Origin of the sequence: Bacillus cereus group sp. BfR-BA-01523 (assembly GCF_022662615.1) — a bacterium.
GTDB lineage: Bacteria > Bacillota > Bacilli > Bacillales > Bacillaceae_G > Bacillus_A > Bacillus_A mycoides.
Map to the genome: position 1 here is coordinate 1 of NZ_JAKUDX010000020.1, position 20,317 is coordinate 20,317.

Genomic DNA, 20,317 nt, shown 5'->3' on the forward strand with positions numbered 1-20,317 from the left:
TCACACCCAAAAACAGGGGTGAATAGCATGATAAAACATTTTTACACTTTAGAATCATGCTATTATAAAGAAATTTGGTAGTCTTTAATTAGCCTTTAACTTAACCTCAAACTTAAGGGAGATGTATAGATGAACATTGGTAGACAAATACAATATTTTCGTAAACGGGATAATATGTCCCAAGAGAAGTTAGCAGAAAAAATTCATGTTTCCAGACAATCTATTTCTAACTGGGAAAATGAAAGAAACTATCCAGATATTCATAATTTATTAATGATGAGTATTCTCTTTAACGTCTCCCTGGATGATTTAGTTAAAGGAGATGTAAAGATCATGAAAGAAGAACTTCAAAAATCAACTTTCTTTAAGTGGAGTTATATCATGTTAGCATCAATGATTATACTTCCTATTTCTATTGCACCTGTATTTTACTTTTTTGGTTATTATGGTCTTATAATACCTTTGGTACTTACGATTTTGCTTATGTTTTCATCACAGCAAGTTGAAAACATAAAAAAAGAGCATAATTTAAAAACTTATCGTCAAATAGTTGATTTTATAGAGGGAAAACCTATAAGTGAAGTAAAGCCGAATATAAAAGACAAATTAATAAAAATAGGTTTGATGCTTGCAAGTGCTTTAATTAGTTATAGTTTGATTTATTTAGGATTGAGTGTATTTGGAAGATAACTTAGAAAACTATTAAAAGTCCTCCGGGTTGTTTAACTGGAGGACTTTTATGTTTACATAATTCTCGTTATTGGAAGTTATTTTAAACTTCTCCTGATTGGAGAGATTCAATTCTCCTCTAAAAAGGCATCCACTTATTCGTTATGTGTTTTATACTTGTTTTGTTTTCTTTGCTCTTGTAAACTTCCAAAAAGCTAAAAGTAGTATGAGGAGCGGTATTCCCTGAATGAAGAGAAATCCTCCTAAAAAATAAAGCACATGACTAACTAAAGGAGGAGCTGTTGCCGAATCACCCGCAACATAAGCTCCATAATTAGCCACCACACCTGCATAATCAGCTATCCCGCCTATAAAAAAAGCCACTGGACTTATGAGTAGGTTTATCCCTAAACAGACGATTATCAATGATAGGTTTTTAGCCTTAATTTTTGATGAACTAGACAAGAAAAATAAGAATATTGCAGTGCCGAATATAAGAAACAGTAATACATAATAAATTCCCATAATATCCCTCCGAGACTTTAATTGTACCATTAATAAGGGCAATTTTGGATGAATATGATATTCGTATATAGTTAACATAACGTCCTACTATCGGTAGCAAGGACAAGGAGGAATACCTACTTTCACAAGGGAACCTCCTTTTATTGTTCTATGGGTCTGTTTATTTATATATATATTCCTATCCTGGCACAGTTTTAGAGTTCTCGTTTGTTACTGTGTTCGTCGAAAAACTGTATAAAACCTTGCATACTCTTAGCTTGTTTTTTCTATGTAATGCTGTCGATACCTTTTTAATGCATAAAGAAAAGACACCCTAAGGTGCCTTCTTGCGATTTGAACCATCGTAATATGGTATCGGATGCCAATCCAATTATTATTTTACCACGTTAAGTAATGTCGGTTATTGAGAAATAAGAAAAGCACTCGAAAGAGTGCTTCTAACTATTGATAAAATGTAAGATTTCTCATCCAAGCATAACAAATCCAGTTACAACTCTTTTGTTGTATCATGTCGACGAAAATAAAAAAAGAGAGCAATAGCTCTCACTCTCAATTAATAGCAACCAAAGATGCTTCAATGATGTATCGCTCAGGTGCATCCCCAATATAGTTAAATGGATAACATGTAGTTAGTGTTAATGTTGGTTTATCTTTTTCGATAATTACATTACGATCATTTGCATCTGTAATCCAGTGTTTTTGAATTTGATAAATGTATACTCTTTTATCATACTCAACTAATATATAATCATTTTCTTGTAAATCTCCTAATTTAGTAAATACCGTATCACGATGTCCACTTAAAACAGTATGTCCATTTCCAGAAGGAGTGGTTGTAATATCACTAACAAACATTCCTACCCCTTTTTTTAAAGTTTTAGCATCAGCACCCCAGTAAACTTGATATTTCTGCTTAGTTTTCGGTATAACCATGTAAGCGATTTGTTCTCCCATTTTATGTTGAACTTGAGAAGCTGGGATCTGTTTTGGTGATTCTGTTAATGGTTCACTAGTATTTTTAAGATTAGGTTCTTGATTTGGTAGAATATGTTGGGATTGTTCTTTGTTTGATTCATTTTTGACATCTTTTTTATCATTAGTGACAGGTTGTATACTTTTATATTGTTGAATTTCAGTACTTGTTAAGGCTTCAACAGTTTTTCTTGCGTCATACCAATCTATAAAGTAATAAACAAAAGCAAAGGAGCCTATAGTAATTAATAAAACTCCCAACCAATCAAGTTTCTTCAAACTTATCACTCCACATTAAAAACGACAGGAATATTCCTGCCGTTTTTAGGTATTAGTTTAGGCATTCGTTTTTTTACGACGGAATACAAGAACTGAACCTGCTAATACTAAAGCAGCGCTTGCAAGCATCATTGTAACACCGTTTGATGCTGTATTAGGTAATTTTTCACCTTGTTTTTTTGTTTCAGCCTTTACAGCTGTTTGCTCTTGTTTATTGTTTGTTGCTTGGTTGTTTTGTTGTGTATTTTCTTGTTTTACAGGCTCTTGTTTCGTATTTTCCTGCTTAGTTTGTTCTTGAGGCTTAATAGTCTCTTTATTGTCTATTGTAGTATTTGTGCTTGTTGGATACTTATAATCTTCACATGGAATACCATCTTTATCATTGTCTAAGCGATGTGGATCATTTCCGACACCATATCCATTTTGATCCCAGAATGCTTGAGCCTCTTGTTGACTTTTAAAGTGTTCGCAGTTTTTTGTGTCATTAGGACTCTTGGCTGCAAATGCAGCAGAGCTGTACCCAACTGTTAATAGTGTGAATGCTGTTGCTGAAGCTAATAATTTTTTCATAACTTTCTTCATCTCCCTAAATGGTATGTATTTACATTGAAAAATTTTACATTCTAAAAAGTGAAAATACAATAATAATTTGTTGATAAATGTAAGATTTCCACACAATGATAGCAAATTATTAATTTTTATATTGTTATATTTTGTCGAAAATAAATAAAAATAGAGAGTTGAATCTCTCTTTTTATCTATTAATTCCAAATACCATCATTGGCTGAAGTTTTAGCGTTATGAATTAAAAATAATATATTATTAGAAAAATATTTAAATAATACATATCTTTAAGAACGTACGTTCTTATTCGTGGTATAATATGGACATAAAAATAGGTGGCGTTGGTGTTTGTGCTTTCTGAGGAAACTCGCTTTTTCTTAATTTAAGTGAAAATTGATATATCGTGAAAAATTCATAAACTACAAAGAAGATACAGGGAGAATTTATGATGACGAAAGAACAATTAGCTAGGGAAACAGTAAAATTAAGTTTGAAATTGGGGACTTCAGTAAAAGCAGAGGAAATTTTAAAGGTATGCCTTGATGAGTCATATAAAGAAAAAGCAAGTACATAAAAAGAAGACTGCCATTGTGGGGCTGTCTTCTTTGATTAATCATTCTTTTTATTTTGCATATAAGTAACATACATCTCTAATTGTTCCCAAGCTTTCTTTCGTTCCTCTTCTGGAAGACTTTCGATTAAAGACATTATATTCTTACCTTCTTCAGTAACAATCTTATTTTCTTCTTCCTTCAGTTCAGGATCATCAGAAAGTCCTAATAAGAAATCAGTAGTACAATTTAAAACTGTAGCAATTTTTGTAATAGCTTTTCTGCCAGCATCTTTCTTATTGTTCTCTATCTCTGATATTGTTGATTTTTTTAAATCAACACGATTACCTAATTCTTCTTGTGTCCACTTCATTTCTTTCCTTAATTGTTTTACCCTATCCCCACGCATAATTAATCCACCTTTTTTTATTAAATTCAAACTTATATCTGATTAGTTAATAAATAACTTCATTAGTACCGCAGTAATACTATAGTAGTGTTACAGTAATTAAGTTCATTTTATTATAAAAGTTCGCTCAGAGCAAACTATAGTAGTGTTAATATTCTGGAAATTAAGATTAATGCATTTTAAGAAAATGAAAAGTTTTTTTAGAAAATAGTTCCCTTTTTTCGAACTTTTTGATATAGTATTACTTGTAAGCGAGGTGAACAGGAAAATGATTTTTGACAACAAAAAATTGTCGAGTTTGCTTGATGAAAATGAAATGAGGCAAATACAGCTAGCTAAAGAGATAAAACGCTCTAAAATTACGGTTTGTGAATATATTAAGGGTACTAAATCACCAGGTAAAGAGGCAGCTTTCGCTATTTCTAGAGTATTTTCAATACCTGTGGAAGACCTTTTTAAAAGGGTTGAATAAATAGAACTGGATAACTTTAAAATCAATATTTTTTTAAATATCAAGTTCGATTTTTTCGAACTATAAATAAGGAGTGAAAATATGAATCAATTAACAAAATTTAAAAATGAAATTTTTGAGGTATCAGCAAAATTCGAAAATGGCGAAGTGTTGTTTGATCTAGAACAAGTTGCTAAGAGCTTAGGGATAGTTGATATCAAAAATGGAAGGAAGTATGTGAGATGGAACAGAGTTAATTCTTATCTTCCTAAGAATTCGCCACAAGTGGCGAAAGGAGATTTAATTCCAGAGCCTTTAGTGTACAAGTTAGCCTTCAAAGCAAGTAACGAAGTAGCAGAAGCTTTTCAAGATTGGTTAGCGATTGAAGTGCTTCCTTCTATTAGAAAACACGGAGCATACATGACAGATCAAGTCCTGGAACAAGCGGTAACTAACCCAGACTTTGCAATCGGCCTTCTCACTAAATTAAAAGAAGAGAAAGAAAAGCTTGCAGCAACACAACAACAAATCGTGCAGCAACAACCACTCGTAACATTCGCTGAAGCGTGTATGCAGTCAGATCAAACATTAAAAGTCGGAGAAGTTGCAAAGTTAGCAATGAAGCAAGGTATCAAAATTGGTCAGAAACGATTATTCGATAAATTGCGTGAGTGGGGCCTAATGTTTAAGAACTCAACAGAGCCTACGCAAAAAGGTTGCGAAAGAGAATTATTTGAGGTTTCACAAGGCGTCAAGAAAAAGCCAAATGGGGAAGCATTCACATGGACAACAACATACGTAACACCAAAGGGACAAGCTTACATCATAGACCGACTGAAGAAAGAAAACGAACAGAAGGCGGTGTAAACAATGGAAGAAAGCACATTCTCACATTTAATGATATTGGTGGCAGTTATCGGGCTTGCAGGATTCATCTATCTGATGGAACGCATAGACAAACGGATTATGAAGGATGAAAAGTGATGGATAAACAGCAACGAGATGAATACGAACAAAAGAAAATCTTGTGGATCATAAAGGATTTAAGAGCTAGAGGGGTACATAACAGCGCAGATAAGGTTGAGGAAACATACAAGTATATCACTCTAGCTAAATAAGAAAAAACCCTACAGGGGATGCAGGGTAATAACTAAGGGTATTGAGTTGTCGACTCCATAAGGACTTCTTGGAATGTACAAAGTGTAACACATAATTTATAAGAACTTTATATATAGATGTTACGAAATCATGAACATAGACAAGCCTTCGCTTGTCGGAATATTCAGTAATCTAACGGTATCCCCCACCTAGCAAATGGGTTCCTGGATATTCCGATGCGTGAAAGCATCATAAAAAGCCCGTACAGAAGTACAGGCCGGTTGTTACACATATCGGTAATTAAATATTAACAGAATCATTCGTTAATTAATATTGAGAAAATAAAAAAACGCCCTACGCCTAGGACGGTTTGGAGAAACTATAAGACATAACGCACCTCTATTATACCAAATGGTTTCTCCTCAAAACAAGGAGGAAAAATAATGAAAATCAACTTTAAAGAATTACGTATTACTAATTTTAAAAATCATGACAGCCTTAATGTGGCATTTGGTGAAATAACAACGATTAGTGGCCCGAATGGCGCGGGTAAATCATCAATAGGTGAAGCAATTACATGGGTTTTATACGGTATTGATCCATACGGAACTAAAAACGAACCGAAACCAATCGGTAATGAAGATGCAGAAACGAAAGTTGAACTTTTTATCCAAGTAGACGACAAAGATATTTTAATCGGTAAAGCTCAAAAGAAAACAGCGAAATATTTTATTAATGAGGTTCCAAAGAAAGCTAAGGAGTTCGAATCATTTGTAGACGAGTTGTTTGATAAGCAAGCATTCCTATCACTATTCAATCCTGGTTACTTCAGCTCACAACACTGGCAAACGCAACGTGAACAACTACTTACATATGTGAGTGAGCCATTAAAGAAAGAAGTATTCGTTGAGTTACCAAAAATACAAGTTGAGTTATTAGAAGAAAACTTAAAGAAACTTTCAATAGAAGACTTACAGAAAGTTCATATAGAGCGCAAGAAAACACATGAGAAATCATATGAGCGTGCAAGCGAACGAGTTATCACATTAAAAGAACAGTATGAGAAGCAAAAAGTGGAAAGTACAGATGTTAATAAAGAAGAAATTGAATCACAACTATCTGAATTACAAATAAAACGTTCAGAAATCGATAAAACAATTAAGGACTCACAGAAAAAACAACAACAGTACAACCAAGCGCAGTATCAAATTGATGGCATAAAGCAGCAAGTATTAAAGCAAAGAGAATTGGTTCTTGGTATACGTGACGAGGAATTACAAGACACCTGCCACACATGTGGACAAGCCTTGCAAGATGAAGCAGTTGAACAGGTTAAACAGAACAAAATTAACCGCTTTGAAGAAGCGAAACAGATCGGTTCAAACATGGTTAAGAAACTAAAGGAACTAGAAGCTTCTATAGAAGAGATGTCACTTGAAGAAGTTGATCTCACTCAAACAGGAGAAATCGATAAAAAGATTTACGAGTTAAACGGATTACTTAGACAGTCACAACAGTTACAGCTACTACAAAAAGAAATTGATGAAGCAGCAAGTACACAAGAGAAGATTCGCAAAGAAAAGAATGAATCATTAGCAATCATTGATGCGATTAAAGATTTCCGTACGAAGCGTTCTGAGTTGATGGTAAGCAAGATTCAAAGTTTATTTACAAACATTGATGTACAGCTCTATGAAACTCTTAAAAACGGCGAAGAAAGAGCTGCATTTGAAATTTTAATGGATGGTAAGCCATACAGCAGACTTTCTACAGCAGAAAAGATTAAAGCGGGGTTAGAACTTGTTGAAGTGTTAAGCAAGCAATCTCAATTAGTAGTCCCTACTTTCGTTGACAACGCTGAAAGTATACTACATTTCACGAAGCCAGCAGGACAGCTAATCATAGCGAAGGTTGAAGATACAGAGTTCACGATAAAAGCAGAAGGAATTCAAAAGGAGGAAAAAAACAATGCATAAATACAGAGTTACTTTTTACACAGATATCGTTGTAGGTGATGATCAGCCACACTATGAAGTCGAAATGGAAGCGAAAGATGTAAATGTTATAAAGAAGATTATCAAATCGATGTTAGAAAAAGAATTCTTTGAAATCGAAAGTAAACATGCGGAATTAATTCTATTAGCAAAGAAAAACATTTCAGAAGTAATTGTGAAAATCAAGGAGGAAAAATAGATGACTAATCAAGTAACAGCAGCACCTAATACAGATAAGGTAATCGGTAACTTTACAAAATTGGAGTTAGACACAATAAAAAACACAATTGCAACTGGAACAACAAATGAACAATTTTCTTTATTCGTACAAACTTGCGTTAACTCAGAGCTTAATCCTTTCTAAAATCACATTTATTGCATCGTATACGGCGGGAAAATGAGCATTCAAGTCTCAGTAGAAGGCGTGCTACACCTTGCACGACAAAAGAATGGATATAAAGGTATTGATGTTCAAACAGTTCATGAAAATGACGAATTTGAAGCTGATCGTTCTCAAGAAGGTGAATGGATTATTAGAAAGCATCAAGTCAAATTCCCTCGTGGGAAAGTAATTGGTTGTTATGCAGTAGCTCAACGTGACGGCTTTAAAGATGTTGTGGTCATGATGGAAACAGATGAAGTAATTCACATGAAGAACGGCACAAACAAACATATGTGGAACAACTGGTTCAACGATATGTTCAAGAAACATGCAATAAAACGTGCAGCGAAATTACAGTACGGAATTGAAATTAATGAGGATGAAGCAGTTTCATCTAGTCCAGTAGATAGTGTTCCATCTTATGAACGTGAGAAACGTGTAGATATCACGCCTAACAAGCCAAGTCAGATTCAAGTAGAAGAAGGCGAGACAGTAGATCCAGAAGCTGAGTTAAAGAAAAAGCAAAGCGAAGTAATGAACAAACTTCAAGAGTACAACATGACAAATGATGACTTGCAAGAAATCGCGGTTAAACATTTCAAAGTACCAGCAGCAGAGTTGAATCTTCAACAGCTTACGGGACTTGTTAAGTTCTTGGATTTAGAGCACAAGAAACGTGTGAAAGAACAAGAGAAAAAAGAAGAAGAACCACAAACAGAAATTGACTTTGAAAACATGGAACTTAAATTCGCATGATTAACACACAAACAAGAGTTGTTCTTCCTGGCTGGTGCTTTAAAGGCACTGACCGGGAAGAAATCAAACAAAACGTACTGAAATATATAAATCCAAAACGCTACCCAGGTTATAGGGTCCTGAAAGTATCGAAAGGATTTGCGATATGCGAGAGGGCGATGTAAATGGAAACGGTATACAGAGCAAAACGATATAAGTTTTTAATTCCAAGTAAGAAGAAAGAAAATAAGTATTTATGTAATCCGAATAAAACAGCAATCGGAAAAAGAATATATCAAATGGCTAAAGATGGATATGAGTGCGTGTATCCGGTTCGTAGGGTTATTAATACAGACAGTGTTTATAGAACTGGTGAAATCGATGAATCAGATTGCTTCTATGAAACGGAAATGAAGAAGGTGAACTAAGTGAATTTTATTGATAAAAGACGCGGGTTTTTCATGATAGAGAATGACGCAATAGACAACTGTGATTTGGATGTTTACGAGTTTAAAGCTTACGCGGTAATTGTAAGGCATGCAAATCGAGATACACAATCAGCGTTCCCTTCACTAACAACATTAACTGAAAAAGTTGGATGTGGAAGAAAGAAAATTGTCCAATGTATCAAGTCGTTAGAAGAAAAAGGGTACATTCAAAAAGTTAACAGGAAAGATGAACAAGGGAATAACTTATCAAATATCTATTATGTTCTCCCTACCCCTAGTGTCTCACAGAAACTAGTAGTGTCTGACGGAAACCAGGGTAGTGTCCCAGAGAAACTGGGGGTAGTGTCTGAGGGAAACACTAACAATACTAATCTTAACAATACTAATTTAACAACAAGTAATAGTAGTAAGAATCCCTTCTCATTCTATGAAAGTAACATCGGAATATTAAATCCATACATGGCAGAGAATGTAGACCAGTGGATTAAAGATACAAGCGAAGAATTGGTTATAGCAGCTATGGAACACGCATTAAAAAAGCAAGCTAAATGGAACTATGCTGAGGGAATCTTGAAACAGTGGGCTAACAATAACATTCGTACTTTAGCAGATGTTGAAGCATCAGAAACAGAGTTTAAAAACAAAGGGGCGAAAGGTAATGGAAAAACTGGGGGATATAATGAAGGATTTAATGAAGCGGGCGGAAGTTATGCACAAAAAGGCACTGGCAGAGGAATCCAACCGACCAGTGGGAGAGGATTCGCTCAAACCATCGGTTGATTGTGAGATATGTGGTGATAAAGGGTACACATTCATTAAAGAACCATCTGAATTTCTAAAAGGAAAATATGTTGATGTTGCTATCGAATGCGAATGCTTAGAACGAAAAAGCCTAAAATCTCGTTTTAAGTACGCAATGATCGAGTATTTGAAAGTCTTTAACGAAATTAGAGATTCGAAGATGAATAGTATCGGTTTTATCGCGTCAGTGGGTGAAACGAGATTAAAAAGTTTACCTCCAGGAGAACGGAATAAAATGCGCCAGGAAAACAATTCGTACGGATTAGGGAAGACTCATTTGCAAATAGCAGCAGCTAAATATGCATTGAATAAATTTAAGGTCGTAGATGAGCGCACAGGGCGTTTACGTGGAGCTAGAGTACTATGTGTGCAGGATGTAAATATCATGGCTGAAATACAAAATGCAGCGTTCCTAAACGATAATAAAAAACGGTTGAAAGAATTACTTCATGATTTATGTACTTGCGACATTCTTGTATGGGATGACATAGCAAAATCAAAGTACAGCGAGTTCAAAGAGGACATGTATTACAAGATTATTAATGAACGTTACTTACGGAATTTACCGATTTGGTACACAAGTAATGAAGATTTAGACACATTGGAAGACAAAATCGGATTCGCGGCAGCTGATCGTTTGTACGGAATGAGCAAAAAATACTTGTACCAAGTTAAGGGAGTTAGTTATAGAACGGCATAAAAGCTGAAGCGATTGTATTTAAGGAAACATCAGATAAACGTATTGAACATTTAGGATTCTAAGGGGGAAATAAGATGTGTGCATGTAACGGAACGGGAGTAATTAGAAACGATATGGGAACGGGTATGTATCAATTCGCACCATGTATTTGCGCGGCAGGGAATCAAACACCTGAAGAAGTGGATAGAAAGCGTCATGTCGTTATGGCGAGGTTAATGGAAATTCATCGTATGCAGCAGGAAGAGAAACAAGGCGTTGTGGCATGAGAAGCGGTCAACTCTCTTTTGAGGATGTTATAGGAAGATTTGACTATACAGCAACCAGTACTTCCGAACAATTTCTGCGTAGTAATAGCCATAACGCTATAACGCCTACATTTGAAGTTCATTTTTACGATCAAGATGAGAAACAAAAAATAGATTGGTTTGAAGCGGAAAATGAAGAAGCTGCAAAGAGCGATTCCATAGCAAAGCATGGAAGAATCCAAATTATAAAAACGGTGATAAGTACAAGGACGTTAGCGGAGATCATGGATTTGGATTAGGAGGCATAGCGTTATGACGCGTAACACAAGGTTAAGGATCGTTCTTGGAACTGTGGAAAGAGCACACAGTAAATGTGTACTCATACCAATCTAAATTATTTTAAGGACCATGATATATCATCAAGAGCTTTATAAATATAACTATACATGCGGTAAAAGAGATACTTTGGATTGTATTTTTGTTTCCATTTCATAAAAATCACCTCTCATACAAATAGTTTAATTATATTATACAGTTATTAATTTGAATGTTAAGAAAACTAGATGCGAATTAAGGTAAATTTAAACAAAATATCTATAAAAAAAAAGACCTCTTACGGAAAGATAAGGGGTCATCAAAAAATGTTGTATTTGAAACTGTTCATGAAAAAAGAGCATTATCGAAAGTGCCCTTAGAAAATACATTTTATATTCTGTTTTGAGCTACTATTTTAATATTCTCTGGTGGAATGATATCTTGAATTTTTTCTTTTAAATCTACTTGGACCATTTCTTCAAGATGTTCAAGTGAAACTTCAAAGTTTATGCATTCCGCAGTTGCGATGTTTAATAAAGAATAATTTTCATTCTTTTTAACAACAAGATATTGTGATTGATCTGTTATTACTATACATCCTTGTTGAATTCCTAATTTACGATTATCTTCAAAAGTCATAAATAAATCTCCTAACATTTTTCTGATAGGAATTGTACTACATAAAAATGTTAGTGTCTAGTCGGTCTTATGTAAGAACTAAAGTCAAACAAAATCGTTATTTTAAAAACAAGAAGCCCTAGGGTTAGGGCTCTAGGGCTTCCTGTTTTGGTATATCTCACACGGTTTTATAAAAAGAAAAGAACGTACTGAAGATAACATATGAATGTTTCATAAATGTATCGAAAAAGTGAACAAAATTGCTATTGCAGAAGAAGCAGAAATGAAGTTTCTAATACGTAAGTGCGTAAAAGGTATTATTTCCAGTGAATAAAAGGCGCGTGGGGCACCTAATCATTATTTTATGGGAAGAAAAGAATGTGTTATGAACTTGGTTGAATGAAAAAATGAAAATTTTACTTTTAGAGTGAAACTGAACAAAATTCTTATTTCATAACAAGCGAAAAAGAGCACACATATAAGTATGCTCTTTGACAAGAAAGGTAGATTTCTATGATCGGAGAGTCTCCATACGATAACATATGCTTGTCCAGTTAAAAGGTGAAAAATTTTTAACAAAATCGTTATTTTGCTGAATAAAAAATAGAATCTCTCAAAGAGAGATTCCTGGGAATATTTATATTTTTAACTACTCTAAAAATCTTTTTTTGATATCCGGAGTAGGGATAAGACATTGTTTTTGTTTGCCAAACCAGTTGTATCTATTTTCTGCAATTTTTTTGTAATAAAGGTTCCGAATAGGTTTTGGGATTATTAAAAGGATGAAAAATAATTTGCAACTTCCTTTTAAGTGCCTACAAATATTCAGTATGGCATCTGATTCTGTATAAGCCTTATTATTATCAATTAATACCACGCTATCTATTGTTTCGCTAATGTTGTATTGATTTAATAACTGAATACCTATGTTACTTTGGCGTGATGCAAATTTAAAATATCCTTTAGGATCTCTTTTAATAATAAATTGAACACTTTGGTTACATAAGTTGCAGTCTCCATCAAAAAGTATAATTCGTGTCATTTATATTCCTTTCTCAAACGTTTATTTGAATGCTTTTTATTTTAACTGAAAAGAGAATATAAATACACTCATTGTGAATTATTGAATTACGAAGAGTTTTTAATAAAAACGCTATTTTAGATGAGGGAGGAATTACACACTAAAAAATAAATATGCCCTAGTACGTAAGGCTAGGGCAAAAAAGTTAGTCGGTAAATATCTTCATAATAATATTATCACATTTAATGTTTTATATGTTTGGAATTATAGATATTTAGATGGCTTTTTAAAAACTTTATAAAAATTTCATTTTGTAGTAATTTGAAACACCCAAAAGAGCACTAAATAAAGTGCTCTTTAAGGGAAAAGTGAGATATTGAAAAGTAAATTAGGGTTTTTGCCTCGAGATAATATATGAACATTTCATCATAATGTGACGATGAATCACAAAAGAGCAGCTAGCAAAAGCTAACTGCTCATGTAAGGAAAACGGAGAAAGATAACCATGTGTCTACAGTATTTACGGAATATTGAGTTTTATTCAAGGGAGGAAGAGAAAATGGGAGGAAAAATAGAGCCGAAAATGGTTCCGATGGCATCTTATGGGTGGAACAGAGAAAAACAATGTGTAGAGTTCCAACTGTTAATAAACGAAGAGATATATGTAATGCCAATTTATGAGAAGGACGTAAAAGGCATGGAGACTTGGTTTCGGTTGAAGAAACACAACTTAATAAAATAATCCTTTGAATAGAAAGTGAGGTTGGGAGAATGAAAGGTAATGTAAAGCTATTAGGTGCAGATGGAATGTGCGGAATGGAGTTTACAGGGAATAAGGTCAATGTTTATAACGATGGAGGATACGTAATGGAGAGTATGACGACAAGGGAGCATGTTCAGGAAGTTATTGGTTTTCTTGAAGAGTGCAAGAAAGAAATGGAGGAATAAAAATGGGACAAGGTAACCGTGGTATGGCTTTTGAGAAGCTTATTAATCTATCGAATGAAATGTATCAAAGAGAGGGAGTGGCGCTTATAAACAAGCGCCCGACTCCTGTGAAGGTATTAAAAATGGTTTATGGTCGTGTGAAAGATGGATATTACGAATCTAAAAGTACAGTAGACTATGACGGTGTGTATAAAGGACGAGCTATAGCGTTTGAAGCAAAGTCTACAAATGAGATAAATCGATTCGATCTAAAGAACATCGCGCAGCATCAATTGGATTATCTAGATACAGCGGAGAAGATGGGAGCGATTTGTTTCTTCCTTGTTGGGTTTAGTAAAGACCAGTCAGTATTTGCAGTACCACTATCAGTCATTCAATCTTACGTAAGAATGTCGCAACAACCAAAAGGTAAGAAGTCGATACCACGAGCAGACTTTGATATTTATGGGTACTTAGTAGAACAGACAGAACGAGCGCCAGTGGATTATTTGCAATACGTTGATGAAGCAGTAGCACCAGTTATGTTTGATGGCATGATTCAATTTGATCAGGACTATCAAAAGGTAACTAATAATATTGAAGCAGCGAAAGAGAAGATGGCCAGCAAGACACGTAAATTATTAAAGGCTTAATGGATAACGGAATAATGCGCAATAGTGTGGTGGGGGCTATGTTAATGCGCGATATTCCCTTATTCAACAATGAGATGGTAAAATTTCACGTACCTTATGTGATGTTAAAATTACAAATTCGAAATAGGGGGATTCCTTCATGGAACAATTAACTTTATTACCAGCAATCGATGACAAGAAAGTGCAAAAGGAAGTAGTCAGCATCTTAAAGGAATACCGTGCATTAAAGATGAGATTCAATAATGAAGTGGAACAAGAAGGAATCAGTTTGTTTCCAGAGATACGAAATTCAAGAAGAATAAGCGAATTAAAGGTGAAACAGATAGAGAAGACTTTGGACTATATCTTAGATAAGGAAGAAAGAGACATTATTACAATGAAGTTCTTAACGAATGAAAGAGTAAAAGATTCAGATGTTTATCATGATCTACTACTCAAAAAGACTTACTTCTATGAGAAGAAGCAAAGTGCCGTGAAATTGATTGCTACATCGTTAGGGATTATCTAAAAAACGCGAACAAACCGCGAACTTTTTGGGGGACTAAATAAAATGCGGAAAATTATAAGCTATTCCTATAAACAGTTCTTTGAAAAGAGAATACGTTTTGGGGATAGCGTTCCCATTATAATAACGTTACTCGGTGACGCGGAGGCTAGAGGGGATAAGAGCTTCCCGAAATTATTTATATTTTACTTCTCATTGAGTGTATAAACGTACCGCCTTTCGTTTGTAGGCTCATAGGTAGTAAAATCACACCTGTCATGTGAATTCTTGATTTCTATGTTAAAACTGGATCGTTTACCAAGTGGGATGATGGTTCGTTCGATTGAATGGGCCACGTTCCCGGATAGAAGGAATAACTTAATTTATTAGTAATTACTCACAATATTTACTAATGTAACGTAAGCTAGGTTCTTCTTAAACGATTAAACGAGCAGAGAGCTTCCGCTCTTTGTTTGAGCCAATACAGCTGAACCTTCCCCTCAGTCTTGTGTATTGGTTCAAACAAGGCGTAGGAAGAAACATATGCGTCTGGATATAATCACGTTGTGTAAACGTAATTGGCGAAAATGACATTAAGTAGCCGACTCTATGGAGTATAAACGAGAAGATTCTTAGTCTTCTCCCAGTCACCGAATTAACCAAATGTGAAGCGTGTAGCTAATATATAGTGTTGCGGTGACTTGGAGAAGGTTGAGAGTTATCTTGACCTTGGAAGAGGAACTTTTGCCATTTGTTTTTCTATTTCTCTCTATTAAATATGTGAACTATGGGGAGTTTTGTAAAACATAACTTTTGAATTGTGTAATAAAAGTATATATAATTATACTGATATTAATATATTAACTAGTTAAAAATGGGGAAAGAAAAATGAAGATTAAATTTGATGTAGTTAAAGATGAAAATTTTGATTTTACTTTATTAGAAACAAAATTGCTGAAAACTTTTAAAGAAGTAGATAATGTAGCAATAATTGAAAAGGTTGAAGATAAAATTTTTGAAAAAGATGATGTGCAAACCCATTTAGCGGAGATTACTATTAATGTTACAGGAAAGAATATTGGATATAGATCAGCTTCAGCTAGTATATTCATTGTTCTAGAAAGTCTATCAATAGAGCTATTCAATATTAATATTAGTATACATTAAGCATCCAAAACGGGTGCTTTTTTCTTTGTTATATAGAAATTACACATTAAAAAAGTAAAACTTTGAATGAGACAAGCATATACTAATAACTGAACACGACGTATTCATTCTTTATAATCGTATCGGACGAGCACCTTATAGGGCTCTTTTTTTATTGCACATAAGGAATTCCCAAACATACAATATCGAGTCAATGCCAACCAACTTATTCCTTTTCCGAGAGCTATATATATTCCGCTATAAAGCTCTTTTATGTTGCGCCATTAGAACGGGCTGGGCATTGTCGTATATTTAATACTCAGAAGCTTAGGGCACTTTATAGTGTTCTTTTTTTATTGAACAAAATGGATATTTGAATAGATAATGTCTTCCTTAAAATAACCTTAATTAAAACATAGTTTTGATAATATATGGAAAATAAATGGTGCAATTTTCTGGTATAACCTAAATGAAATTTATTTTAGAAAAGGGGTAGAAGGGAAATGTTCCAGAAGTTCAAGTTTTATTTAATGAGCATTTTAATTAGTTCAATGTTAGGCGGAATTATTATAGGTGCTAATTTCTTGGTCCATAACATATATAATTTAGTTGCAGGTAAAGAATATCATTTTAATATGTGGTCTTCTATTATTATATTTAGTGTTGTATTTATTTCGGGTTTCTCGTACGCGTTGAAGAAGGGGCCAGATATATTTGTTAATGATTAAACCAATAGCAATTATCGTAGGCGCTGCCGTGATCTTGGTGGCGTCTTATTTCATTTTAAAGAGGAAGTGATGGCATGACGTGGTTAATCTTCTTTATTGGATACTGTGTAGGAATGACAATTTGTTTGCTCATTATGATTCAGTCTATTAAGGCGAAGGAAGAGAATGAGTTGGATTATGACATCGACGAGTCAGTAGAGAAGGAAATGGAGCAGTTGAAGGCGTTAAGGGATGATAAGGGGTGAGAGGTTTTAGTATTTTTTTGAAAATAAAGACTTTTAACCTTTAAAATGGTATAATTTTCATAATATTGAAATTAAAAAGAAAATATATACAAATAAAGGGATGAGTTGATTTGAATGAGGGGTTCTGATCATAAAGAAACAAAGGCAATATTAAAGATATGGTTCATATATATACCACTTGCGTTTGGGGAACTCATTTTTTCGAATATTATAGGTTACTTCAGAAAAATAAAAATTAAGACGTTGCATAGGAAAAACAATTAATTTAGTTAATTGTTTTTTATTTTTTCCTAACAAAACAAACGAACACAACGAACGAAAATAGAGGAGGAGAATCATGAACTCTAACGTTACGTTTTCTATGCAAATGAATGGTGAAAGTAAGGATGCAACAGCTTATGTTAGCGGTATCGCAAATATTGCTGTTTTTCTGTTGACTAATACAGATAGACATATAGTTGATAAGTTGTTAACTCAGGTTGGTGAAGAAGAGAAGATATTTATTAAAGCTACTTTAGCTGGATTAAAACATAATTCTCAATAAGTGTAATGTCTCAAAAATATTTGATTGTGAGACGCACTTACACTTAACCAAATATCAATGATTGTAACGTATCAAAACTATGTATCAAAAACAATTGAATTTGAGACAGGTAATTGATACAATTAACCTATCAAACATAGAGGATGATGGAGAATGATATTTGGTTATGCGAGGGTATCAACTAAAAAACAAAGTTTGGATATGCAATTAGATGAGTTGAAGCGATACGGTTGTGAGGAAATCATAACTGAAAAAGAAAGTGGTGCGAAGAAGGATAGAAAAGAACTTCAACTGCTTCTTAGTAAACTTCGCAAGGACGATACTTTAGTTGTTTATAAACTTGATCGTCTAGGAAGAACAATGCATCAGCTTGTTAATTTACTTCAAGAGTTCAATGAGAAAGGCATTCACTTTGTTTCTATTAAAGATGGAATTGATACATCTACAACAATGGGAAGATTCCTATTTCATATATTTGGTGCAATGGCTGAAATGGAACGTGAAGTAATTAATGAACGTGTTATCAGTGGTGTAGCTGCTGCTAAGGCAAGAGGAAGAGAAGGCGGGAGAAAGAAAGCTCATACTCCTCAACAAATACAAGGCATGATGGAAATGCTTGCTTCTGGTAAAACAAAAGTAGAAGTATGTGAGATGTTCGATGTAGCTCGTGCAACCCTTTATAGGTATATAAAAGAACATGATTCTAAACAATCAGCTTTAAATGCTGAGGAGAGTAAAAATGAATAGTAGAGAGGAATTCGAACAGAATCGCACATATTACTTAAAGGTTTTACCTAAAGAGTGTGCAAATTGTGGAGAAACAAATAATTTAGATATACACCACATTGTTCCTTTAGCGAAAGGTGGAACAAATCGAATTAGTAATTTGGTAATGTTATGCCTTGAATGCCATGGGAAGATACATGGCGTGAATAGGGTTAAACATAAGGAATTACAAAGAATAGGGATTGAAAAAGCAAAAGAGCGCGGTGTGTATAAAGGGAAGCCTAAAAAATACATTGAGACAAATGAAAGTATGAAACAAGCTTTGGAATTATTTAAAGAGCGTAAGAATAATGGTTATACCGTAAAGAAAATATGCAATGAAACTGGAGTTAGTCGTACTGTTTTGTACGAAATAGCAAAAGAAAAAGGAATAGTTTAATTTACTTTAAAGTAGTGAATCCGCTGCTTTTTTATTTTGTATAGAAAAAGGGAACCCATAAGGATTCCTTTTTTATCATGCTGTTCTATAATCTTTGTTTTTAAGCTTCTTTCTAATATCCATAAATCCTATAATCATTATTACCATGCATATTAACTTGAGCCAACGAAACTCCTGGTAGAACATTAGCTCAGAGAAGAATTCATAAGTGTATAACAAACCGACAAGTGGGAATAGCCAAGTCATAAATTTCAAATCTTTTAGATGAAACTTATAATTATTAATCTTTTTCCACATATGTATCAACTCCTATTGTTCTGAGGTTCTGTAGTTTTTCTTGATGATATCTCGCATGTTTGAGATAAAGAATAGAAGAAAAACCGCGGCTATGATACCGTTAACCCAGTAGTATGTATGTCCCGTTGTGAATCCAGTATAGAAAGAAAGTGAACTCCAAATTAAAAGGATTGCTGAACAGATAGTAGAGATTAATAATGAACCAAAACTTCTCATGATTGTCACCTCAATCCAAAATGTTAGAACTTATTTATAATTTTACATTTAAATAATAGGATTTACAAGAAGAGGAATGAAAAAAGAACCCGCTGGAGTTCGGGTCCTTTCAGAAGTGATGATGTTTTCTCGGCTTAGGAACTGAGAAAAAATATAATACATCGAGATTTAGAGAATTTCAATACTAAATTAGGGATTACCACGAGGTGGTGAATATGGCTAGGAAACGAAGCTTAAATTGTGAAGTGAATAATTTGTTACTACATTTTAAATTTTACAAAAAATAACCATTTTCTTCAGATTTCAAGAAGGTTTTACAAAAAAATACATATAAGTATTAATATATGGTAATGAAATGAGTCGAATTTTCATCATGACTGATATCCATAATATGTTCATTTCAATTAACATGAAATACACATAGAGGAGAGCGATTATGAAAAGAAAAATCGGTACAGCAGTCGTAGGTTTATCTGTTTTAGGATTTGGAATTTTTGGTTTTACTCATGGAAATGGCGGAGGCATTGTTCAAGCGGCTTCAGTAGGGGATGGAGGAGGAGCACCATCTTATACTCATGGAGAGGGCTGGTCTCCGAGTTATGCACATGGAAATCATGGAGGCGCTCCTGCTTATAATGGAGGAGATACACCTGCACCTAAGTTAGAAGCTGATGGAGATCATGGAGGAGCACCATCTTATACTCATGGGCATTTCCCTGCACCGAAGTTAGAATCACATGGAAATACTGGGGGATCTCCAGCATATGGTCATGAACACTTCCCTGCTCCAAAGCTAGAAGCACATGGGCACACTGGAGGAGGAATTTAACTAATACTAATATGAAAGTTATAAGTTTATATATAAGAAAAAAGACTTTGTAAGTTACAAGGTCTTTTTTCTTTGTAAAAAAGTTATTCGAAGGGAGAAATGAACGAGTTACTTCCTATTATATAGAAGGTGGTGGGTGATATGGAGTGAAACAAAAACACGAGTTAGCTCAAGAAGATTACATGCAAGGTATGAAGTACAAGGAGCTGGCTGAGAAATATGAGGTCAGTATTAATACAATTAAGTCCTGGAGAAAAAGGCATGGTTGGAATCGAAAAGAGGGAACCCACTCTCCTGCCTATAAT

Annotated in this window: 33 protein-coding genes and 1 pseudogene; 26 read left to right on the plus strand and 8 right to left on the minus strand. The window is 34.0% G+C overall.

What is annotated here, in order from left to right; all coding sequences use genetic code 11:
- The first annotated feature begins 129 nt into the window (after positions 1–129).
- Complete coding sequence (locus tag MR066_RS25510; RefSeq protein WP_242248894.1) at positions 130–690, plus strand: helix-turn-helix domain-containing protein; 561 nt, start codon at positions 130–132, stop codon at positions 688–690.
- Between the two features lie 150 nt (positions 691–840).
- Here the strand turns inward: MR066_RS25510 and MR066_RS25515 are convergent, their stop codons facing one another.
- The 3 genes from MR066_RS25515 to MR066_RS25525 form a co-directional block, all read right to left on the minus strand.
- Complete coding sequence (locus tag MR066_RS25515; RefSeq protein WP_242248896.1) at positions 841–1,194, minus strand: hypothetical protein; 354 nt, start codon at positions 1,192–1,194, stop codon at positions 841–843.
- A 549-nt stretch (positions 1,195–1,743) separates the two neighbouring features.
- Complete coding sequence (locus tag MR066_RS25520) at positions 1,744–2,445, minus strand: class D sortase (protein WP_242248898.1); 702 nt, start codon at positions 2,443–2,445, stop codon at positions 1,744–1,746.
- Positions 2,446–2,502: 57 nt separating this feature from the next.
- Positions 2,503–3,015 carry an excalibur calcium-binding domain-containing protein gene (locus MR066_RS25525; RefSeq protein WP_242248899.1) on the minus strand — a complete coding sequence of 171 codons (513 nt, stop codon included), beginning with the start codon at positions 3,013–3,015 and terminating at the stop codon, positions 2,503–2,505.
- Positions 3,016–3,457: 442 nt separating this feature from the next.
- Here MR066_RS25525 and MR066_RS27250 point away from each other — a divergent pair, with 442 nt between their 5' ends.
- Positions 3,458–3,583: a hypothetical protein gene (locus MR066_RS27250; protein WP_257205842.1), complete on the plus strand. Its 126-nt coding sequence runs from the start codon at positions 3,458–3,460 to the stop codon at positions 3,581–3,583.
- Positions 3,584–3,618: 35 nt separating this feature from the next.
- Here MR066_RS27250 and MR066_RS25530 read toward each other — a convergent pair whose 3' ends face one another.
- On the minus strand, positions 3,619–3,969 hold the full coding sequence (locus tag MR066_RS25530; RefSeq protein WP_064469461.1) for a helix-turn-helix domain-containing protein: 351 nt from the start codon (positions 3,967–3,969) through the stop codon (positions 3,619–3,621).
- 268 nt (positions 3,970–4,237) lie between these two features.
- Between MR066_RS25530 and MR066_RS25535 the strand changes: the two genes are divergently transcribed.
- The 12 genes from MR066_RS25535 (at position 4,238) to MR066_RS25585 (ending at position 11,123) form a co-directional block, all read left to right on the plus strand.
- Positions 4,238–4,441, plus strand: coding sequence for a helix-turn-helix transcriptional regulator (locus MR066_RS25535; protein ID WP_242248901.1), 204 nt, complete (start codon positions 4,238–4,240; stop codon positions 4,439–4,441).
- An 81-nt stretch (positions 4,442–4,522) separates the two neighbouring features.
- Positions 4,523–5,287, plus strand: a complete 765-nt coding sequence (locus MR066_RS25540; RefSeq protein ID WP_242248903.1) for a phage antirepressor KilAC domain-containing protein — start codon at positions 4,523–4,525, stop codon at positions 5,285–5,287.
- A gap of 116 nt (positions 5,288–5,403) precedes the next feature.
- A complete protein-coding gene (locus MR066_RS27255) occupies positions 5,404–5,538 on the plus strand; it encodes a hypothetical protein (RefSeq protein ID WP_277929123.1) in 135 nt (44 codons plus the stop codon).
- 423 nt (positions 5,539–5,961) lie between these two features.
- Positions 5,962–7,494, plus strand: coding sequence for an AAA family ATPase (locus MR066_RS25545; protein WP_242248905.1), 1,533 nt, complete (start codon positions 5,962–5,964; stop codon positions 7,492–7,494).
- Positions 7,487–7,711: a hypothetical protein gene (locus MR066_RS25550; protein ID WP_242248907.1), complete on the plus strand. Its 225-nt coding sequence runs from the start codon at positions 7,487–7,489 to the stop codon at positions 7,709–7,711. The genes MR066_RS25545 and MR066_RS25550 overlap by 8 nt, the downstream gene beginning before the upstream one ends.
- A complete protein-coding gene (locus tag MR066_RS25555) occupies positions 7,712–7,876 on the plus strand; it encodes a hypothetical protein (RefSeq protein ID WP_242248908.1) in 165 nt (54 codons plus the stop codon).
- A 15-nt stretch (positions 7,877–7,891) separates the two neighbouring features.
- Positions 7,892–8,650, plus strand: coding sequence for a recombinase RecT (locus tag MR066_RS25560; RefSeq protein WP_313954402.1), 759 nt, complete (start codon positions 7,892–7,894; stop codon positions 8,648–8,650).
- A gap of 164 nt (positions 8,651–8,814) precedes the next feature.
- Positions 8,815–9,057 carry a hypothetical protein gene (locus tag MR066_RS25565; RefSeq protein WP_242248912.1) on the plus strand — a complete coding sequence of 81 codons (243 nt, stop codon included), beginning with the start codon at positions 8,815–8,817 and terminating at the stop codon, positions 9,055–9,057.
- Complete coding sequence (locus tag MR066_RS25570; RefSeq protein WP_242248914.1) at positions 9,058–9,858, plus strand: DnaD domain protein; 801 nt, start codon at positions 9,058–9,060, stop codon at positions 9,856–9,858.
- On the plus strand, positions 9,758–10,579 hold the full coding sequence (locus MR066_RS25575; RefSeq protein WP_242248916.1) for a DNA replication protein: 822 nt from the start codon (positions 9,758–9,760) through the stop codon (positions 10,577–10,579). Before MR066_RS25570 ends, MR066_RS25575 begins: the two co-directional genes overlap by 101 nt.
- 74 nt (positions 10,580–10,653) lie before the next feature.
- Positions 10,654–10,845: a hypothetical protein gene (locus MR066_RS25580; RefSeq protein WP_242248918.1), complete on the plus strand. Its 192-nt coding sequence runs from the start codon at positions 10,654–10,656 to the stop codon at positions 10,843–10,845.
- The gene (locus MR066_RS25585; protein ID WP_242248919.1) at positions 10,842–11,123 is read left to right on the plus strand and encodes a hypothetical protein; all 282 of its coding nucleotides are present in this window, start codon (positions 10,842–10,844) and stop codon (positions 11,121–11,123) included. The genes MR066_RS25580 and MR066_RS25585 overlap by 4 nt, the downstream gene beginning before the upstream one ends.
- Before the next feature lie 406 nt (positions 11,124–11,529).
- Here MR066_RS25585 and MR066_RS25590 read toward each other — a convergent pair whose 3' ends face one another.
- Both MR066_RS25590 and MR066_RS25595 read right to left on the minus strand, forming a co-directional pair.
- Positions 11,530–11,778, minus strand: coding sequence for a hypothetical protein (locus tag MR066_RS25590; protein WP_000141885.1), 249 nt, complete (start codon positions 11,776–11,778; stop codon positions 11,530–11,532).
- Positions 11,779–12,406: 628 nt separating this feature from the next.
- A complete protein-coding gene (locus tag MR066_RS25595) occupies positions 12,407–12,799 on the minus strand; it encodes a thiol-disulfide oxidoreductase DCC family protein (protein WP_088037669.1) in 393 nt (130 codons plus the stop codon).
- Between the two features lie 538 nt (positions 12,800–13,337).
- On the opposite strand from MR066_RS25595, the gene MR066_RS25600 reads away from it, so the two are divergent.
- The 10 genes from MR066_RS25600 (at position 13,338) to MR066_RS25645 (ending at position 18,670) form a co-directional block, all read left to right on the plus strand.
- Positions 13,338–13,520 carry a hypothetical protein gene (locus MR066_RS25600; protein WP_078205948.1) on the plus strand — a complete coding sequence of 61 codons (183 nt, stop codon included), beginning with the start codon at positions 13,338–13,340 and terminating at the stop codon, positions 13,518–13,520.
- A 29-nt stretch (positions 13,521–13,549) separates the two neighbouring features.
- Complete coding sequence (locus MR066_RS25605) at positions 13,550–13,726, plus strand: hypothetical protein (protein ID WP_165762371.1); 177 nt, start codon at positions 13,550–13,552, stop codon at positions 13,724–13,726.
- Between the two features lie 2 nt (positions 13,727–13,728).
- The gene (recU, locus tag MR066_RS25610; RefSeq protein WP_242248920.1) at positions 13,729–14,358 is read left to right on the plus strand and encodes a Holliday junction resolvase RecU; all 630 of its coding nucleotides are present in this window, start codon (positions 13,729–13,731) and stop codon (positions 14,356–14,358) included.
- A 139-nt stretch (positions 14,359–14,497) separates the two neighbouring features.
- Positions 14,498–14,866: an ArpU family phage packaging/lysis transcriptional regulator gene (locus tag MR066_RS25615; protein ID WP_088037671.1), complete on the plus strand. Its 369-nt coding sequence runs from the start codon at positions 14,498–14,500 to the stop codon at positions 14,864–14,866.
- Positions 14,867–15,730: 864 nt separating this feature from the next.
- A complete protein-coding gene (locus MR066_RS25620; RefSeq protein ID WP_088037672.1) occupies positions 15,731–16,009 on the plus strand; it encodes a hypothetical protein in 279 nt (92 codons plus the stop codon).
- Positions 16,010–16,491: 482 nt separating this feature from the next.
- Positions 16,492–16,716 carry a hypothetical protein gene (locus MR066_RS25625; protein WP_000486589.1) on the plus strand — a complete coding sequence of 75 codons (225 nt, stop codon included), beginning with the start codon at positions 16,492–16,494 and terminating at the stop codon, positions 16,714–16,716.
- 74 nt (positions 16,717–16,790) lie between these two features.
- Positions 16,791–16,961: a hypothetical protein gene (locus tag MR066_RS25630; RefSeq protein ID WP_012260115.1), complete on the plus strand. Its 171-nt coding sequence runs from the start codon at positions 16,791–16,793 to the stop codon at positions 16,959–16,961.
- Positions 16,962–17,298: 337 nt separating this feature from the next.
- Positions 17,299–17,505 carry a hypothetical protein gene (locus tag MR066_RS25635; protein ID WP_088037673.1) on the plus strand — a complete coding sequence of 69 codons (207 nt, stop codon included), beginning with the start codon at positions 17,299–17,301 and terminating at the stop codon, positions 17,503–17,505.
- Positions 17,506–17,658: 153 nt separating this feature from the next.
- Complete coding sequence (locus MR066_RS25640) at positions 17,659–18,252, plus strand: recombinase family protein (RefSeq protein WP_088037674.1); 594 nt, start codon at positions 17,659–17,661, stop codon at positions 18,250–18,252.
- Positions 18,245–18,670: an HNH endonuclease gene (locus tag MR066_RS25645; protein ID WP_088037675.1), complete on the plus strand. Its 426-nt coding sequence runs from the start codon at positions 18,245–18,247 to the stop codon at positions 18,668–18,670. Before MR066_RS25640 ends, MR066_RS25645 begins: the two co-directional genes overlap by 8 nt.
- Positions 18,671–18,745: 75 nt before the next feature.
- Here MR066_RS25645 and MR066_RS25650 read toward each other — a convergent pair whose 3' ends face one another.
- Together MR066_RS25650 and MR066_RS25655 are read right to left on the minus strand one after the other, a co-directional pair.
- Complete coding sequence (locus MR066_RS25650; protein WP_242248921.1) at positions 18,746–18,967, minus strand: hypothetical protein; 222 nt, start codon at positions 18,965–18,967, stop codon at positions 18,746–18,748.
- A 12-nt stretch (positions 18,968–18,979) separates the two neighbouring features.
- Positions 18,980–19,183 carry a hypothetical protein gene (locus MR066_RS25655; RefSeq protein ID WP_242248922.1) on the minus strand — a complete coding sequence of 68 codons (204 nt, stop codon included), beginning with the start codon at positions 19,181–19,183 and terminating at the stop codon, positions 18,980–18,982.
- Positions 19,184–19,619: 436 nt separating this feature from the next.
- On the opposite strand from MR066_RS25655, the gene MR066_RS25660 reads away from it, so the two are divergent.
- Entirely contained in the window at positions 19,620–20,012 is a 393-nt protein-coding gene (locus MR066_RS25660; RefSeq protein ID WP_242248923.1) for a hypothetical protein, read from the plus strand.
- Between the two features lie 146 nt (positions 20,013–20,158).
- Positions 20,159–20,302, plus strand: a pseudogene (locus MR066_RS25665) (terminase gpP N-terminus-related DNA-binding protein); the annotation flags it as partial.
- Positions 20,303–20,317 lie beyond the last annotated feature (15 nt).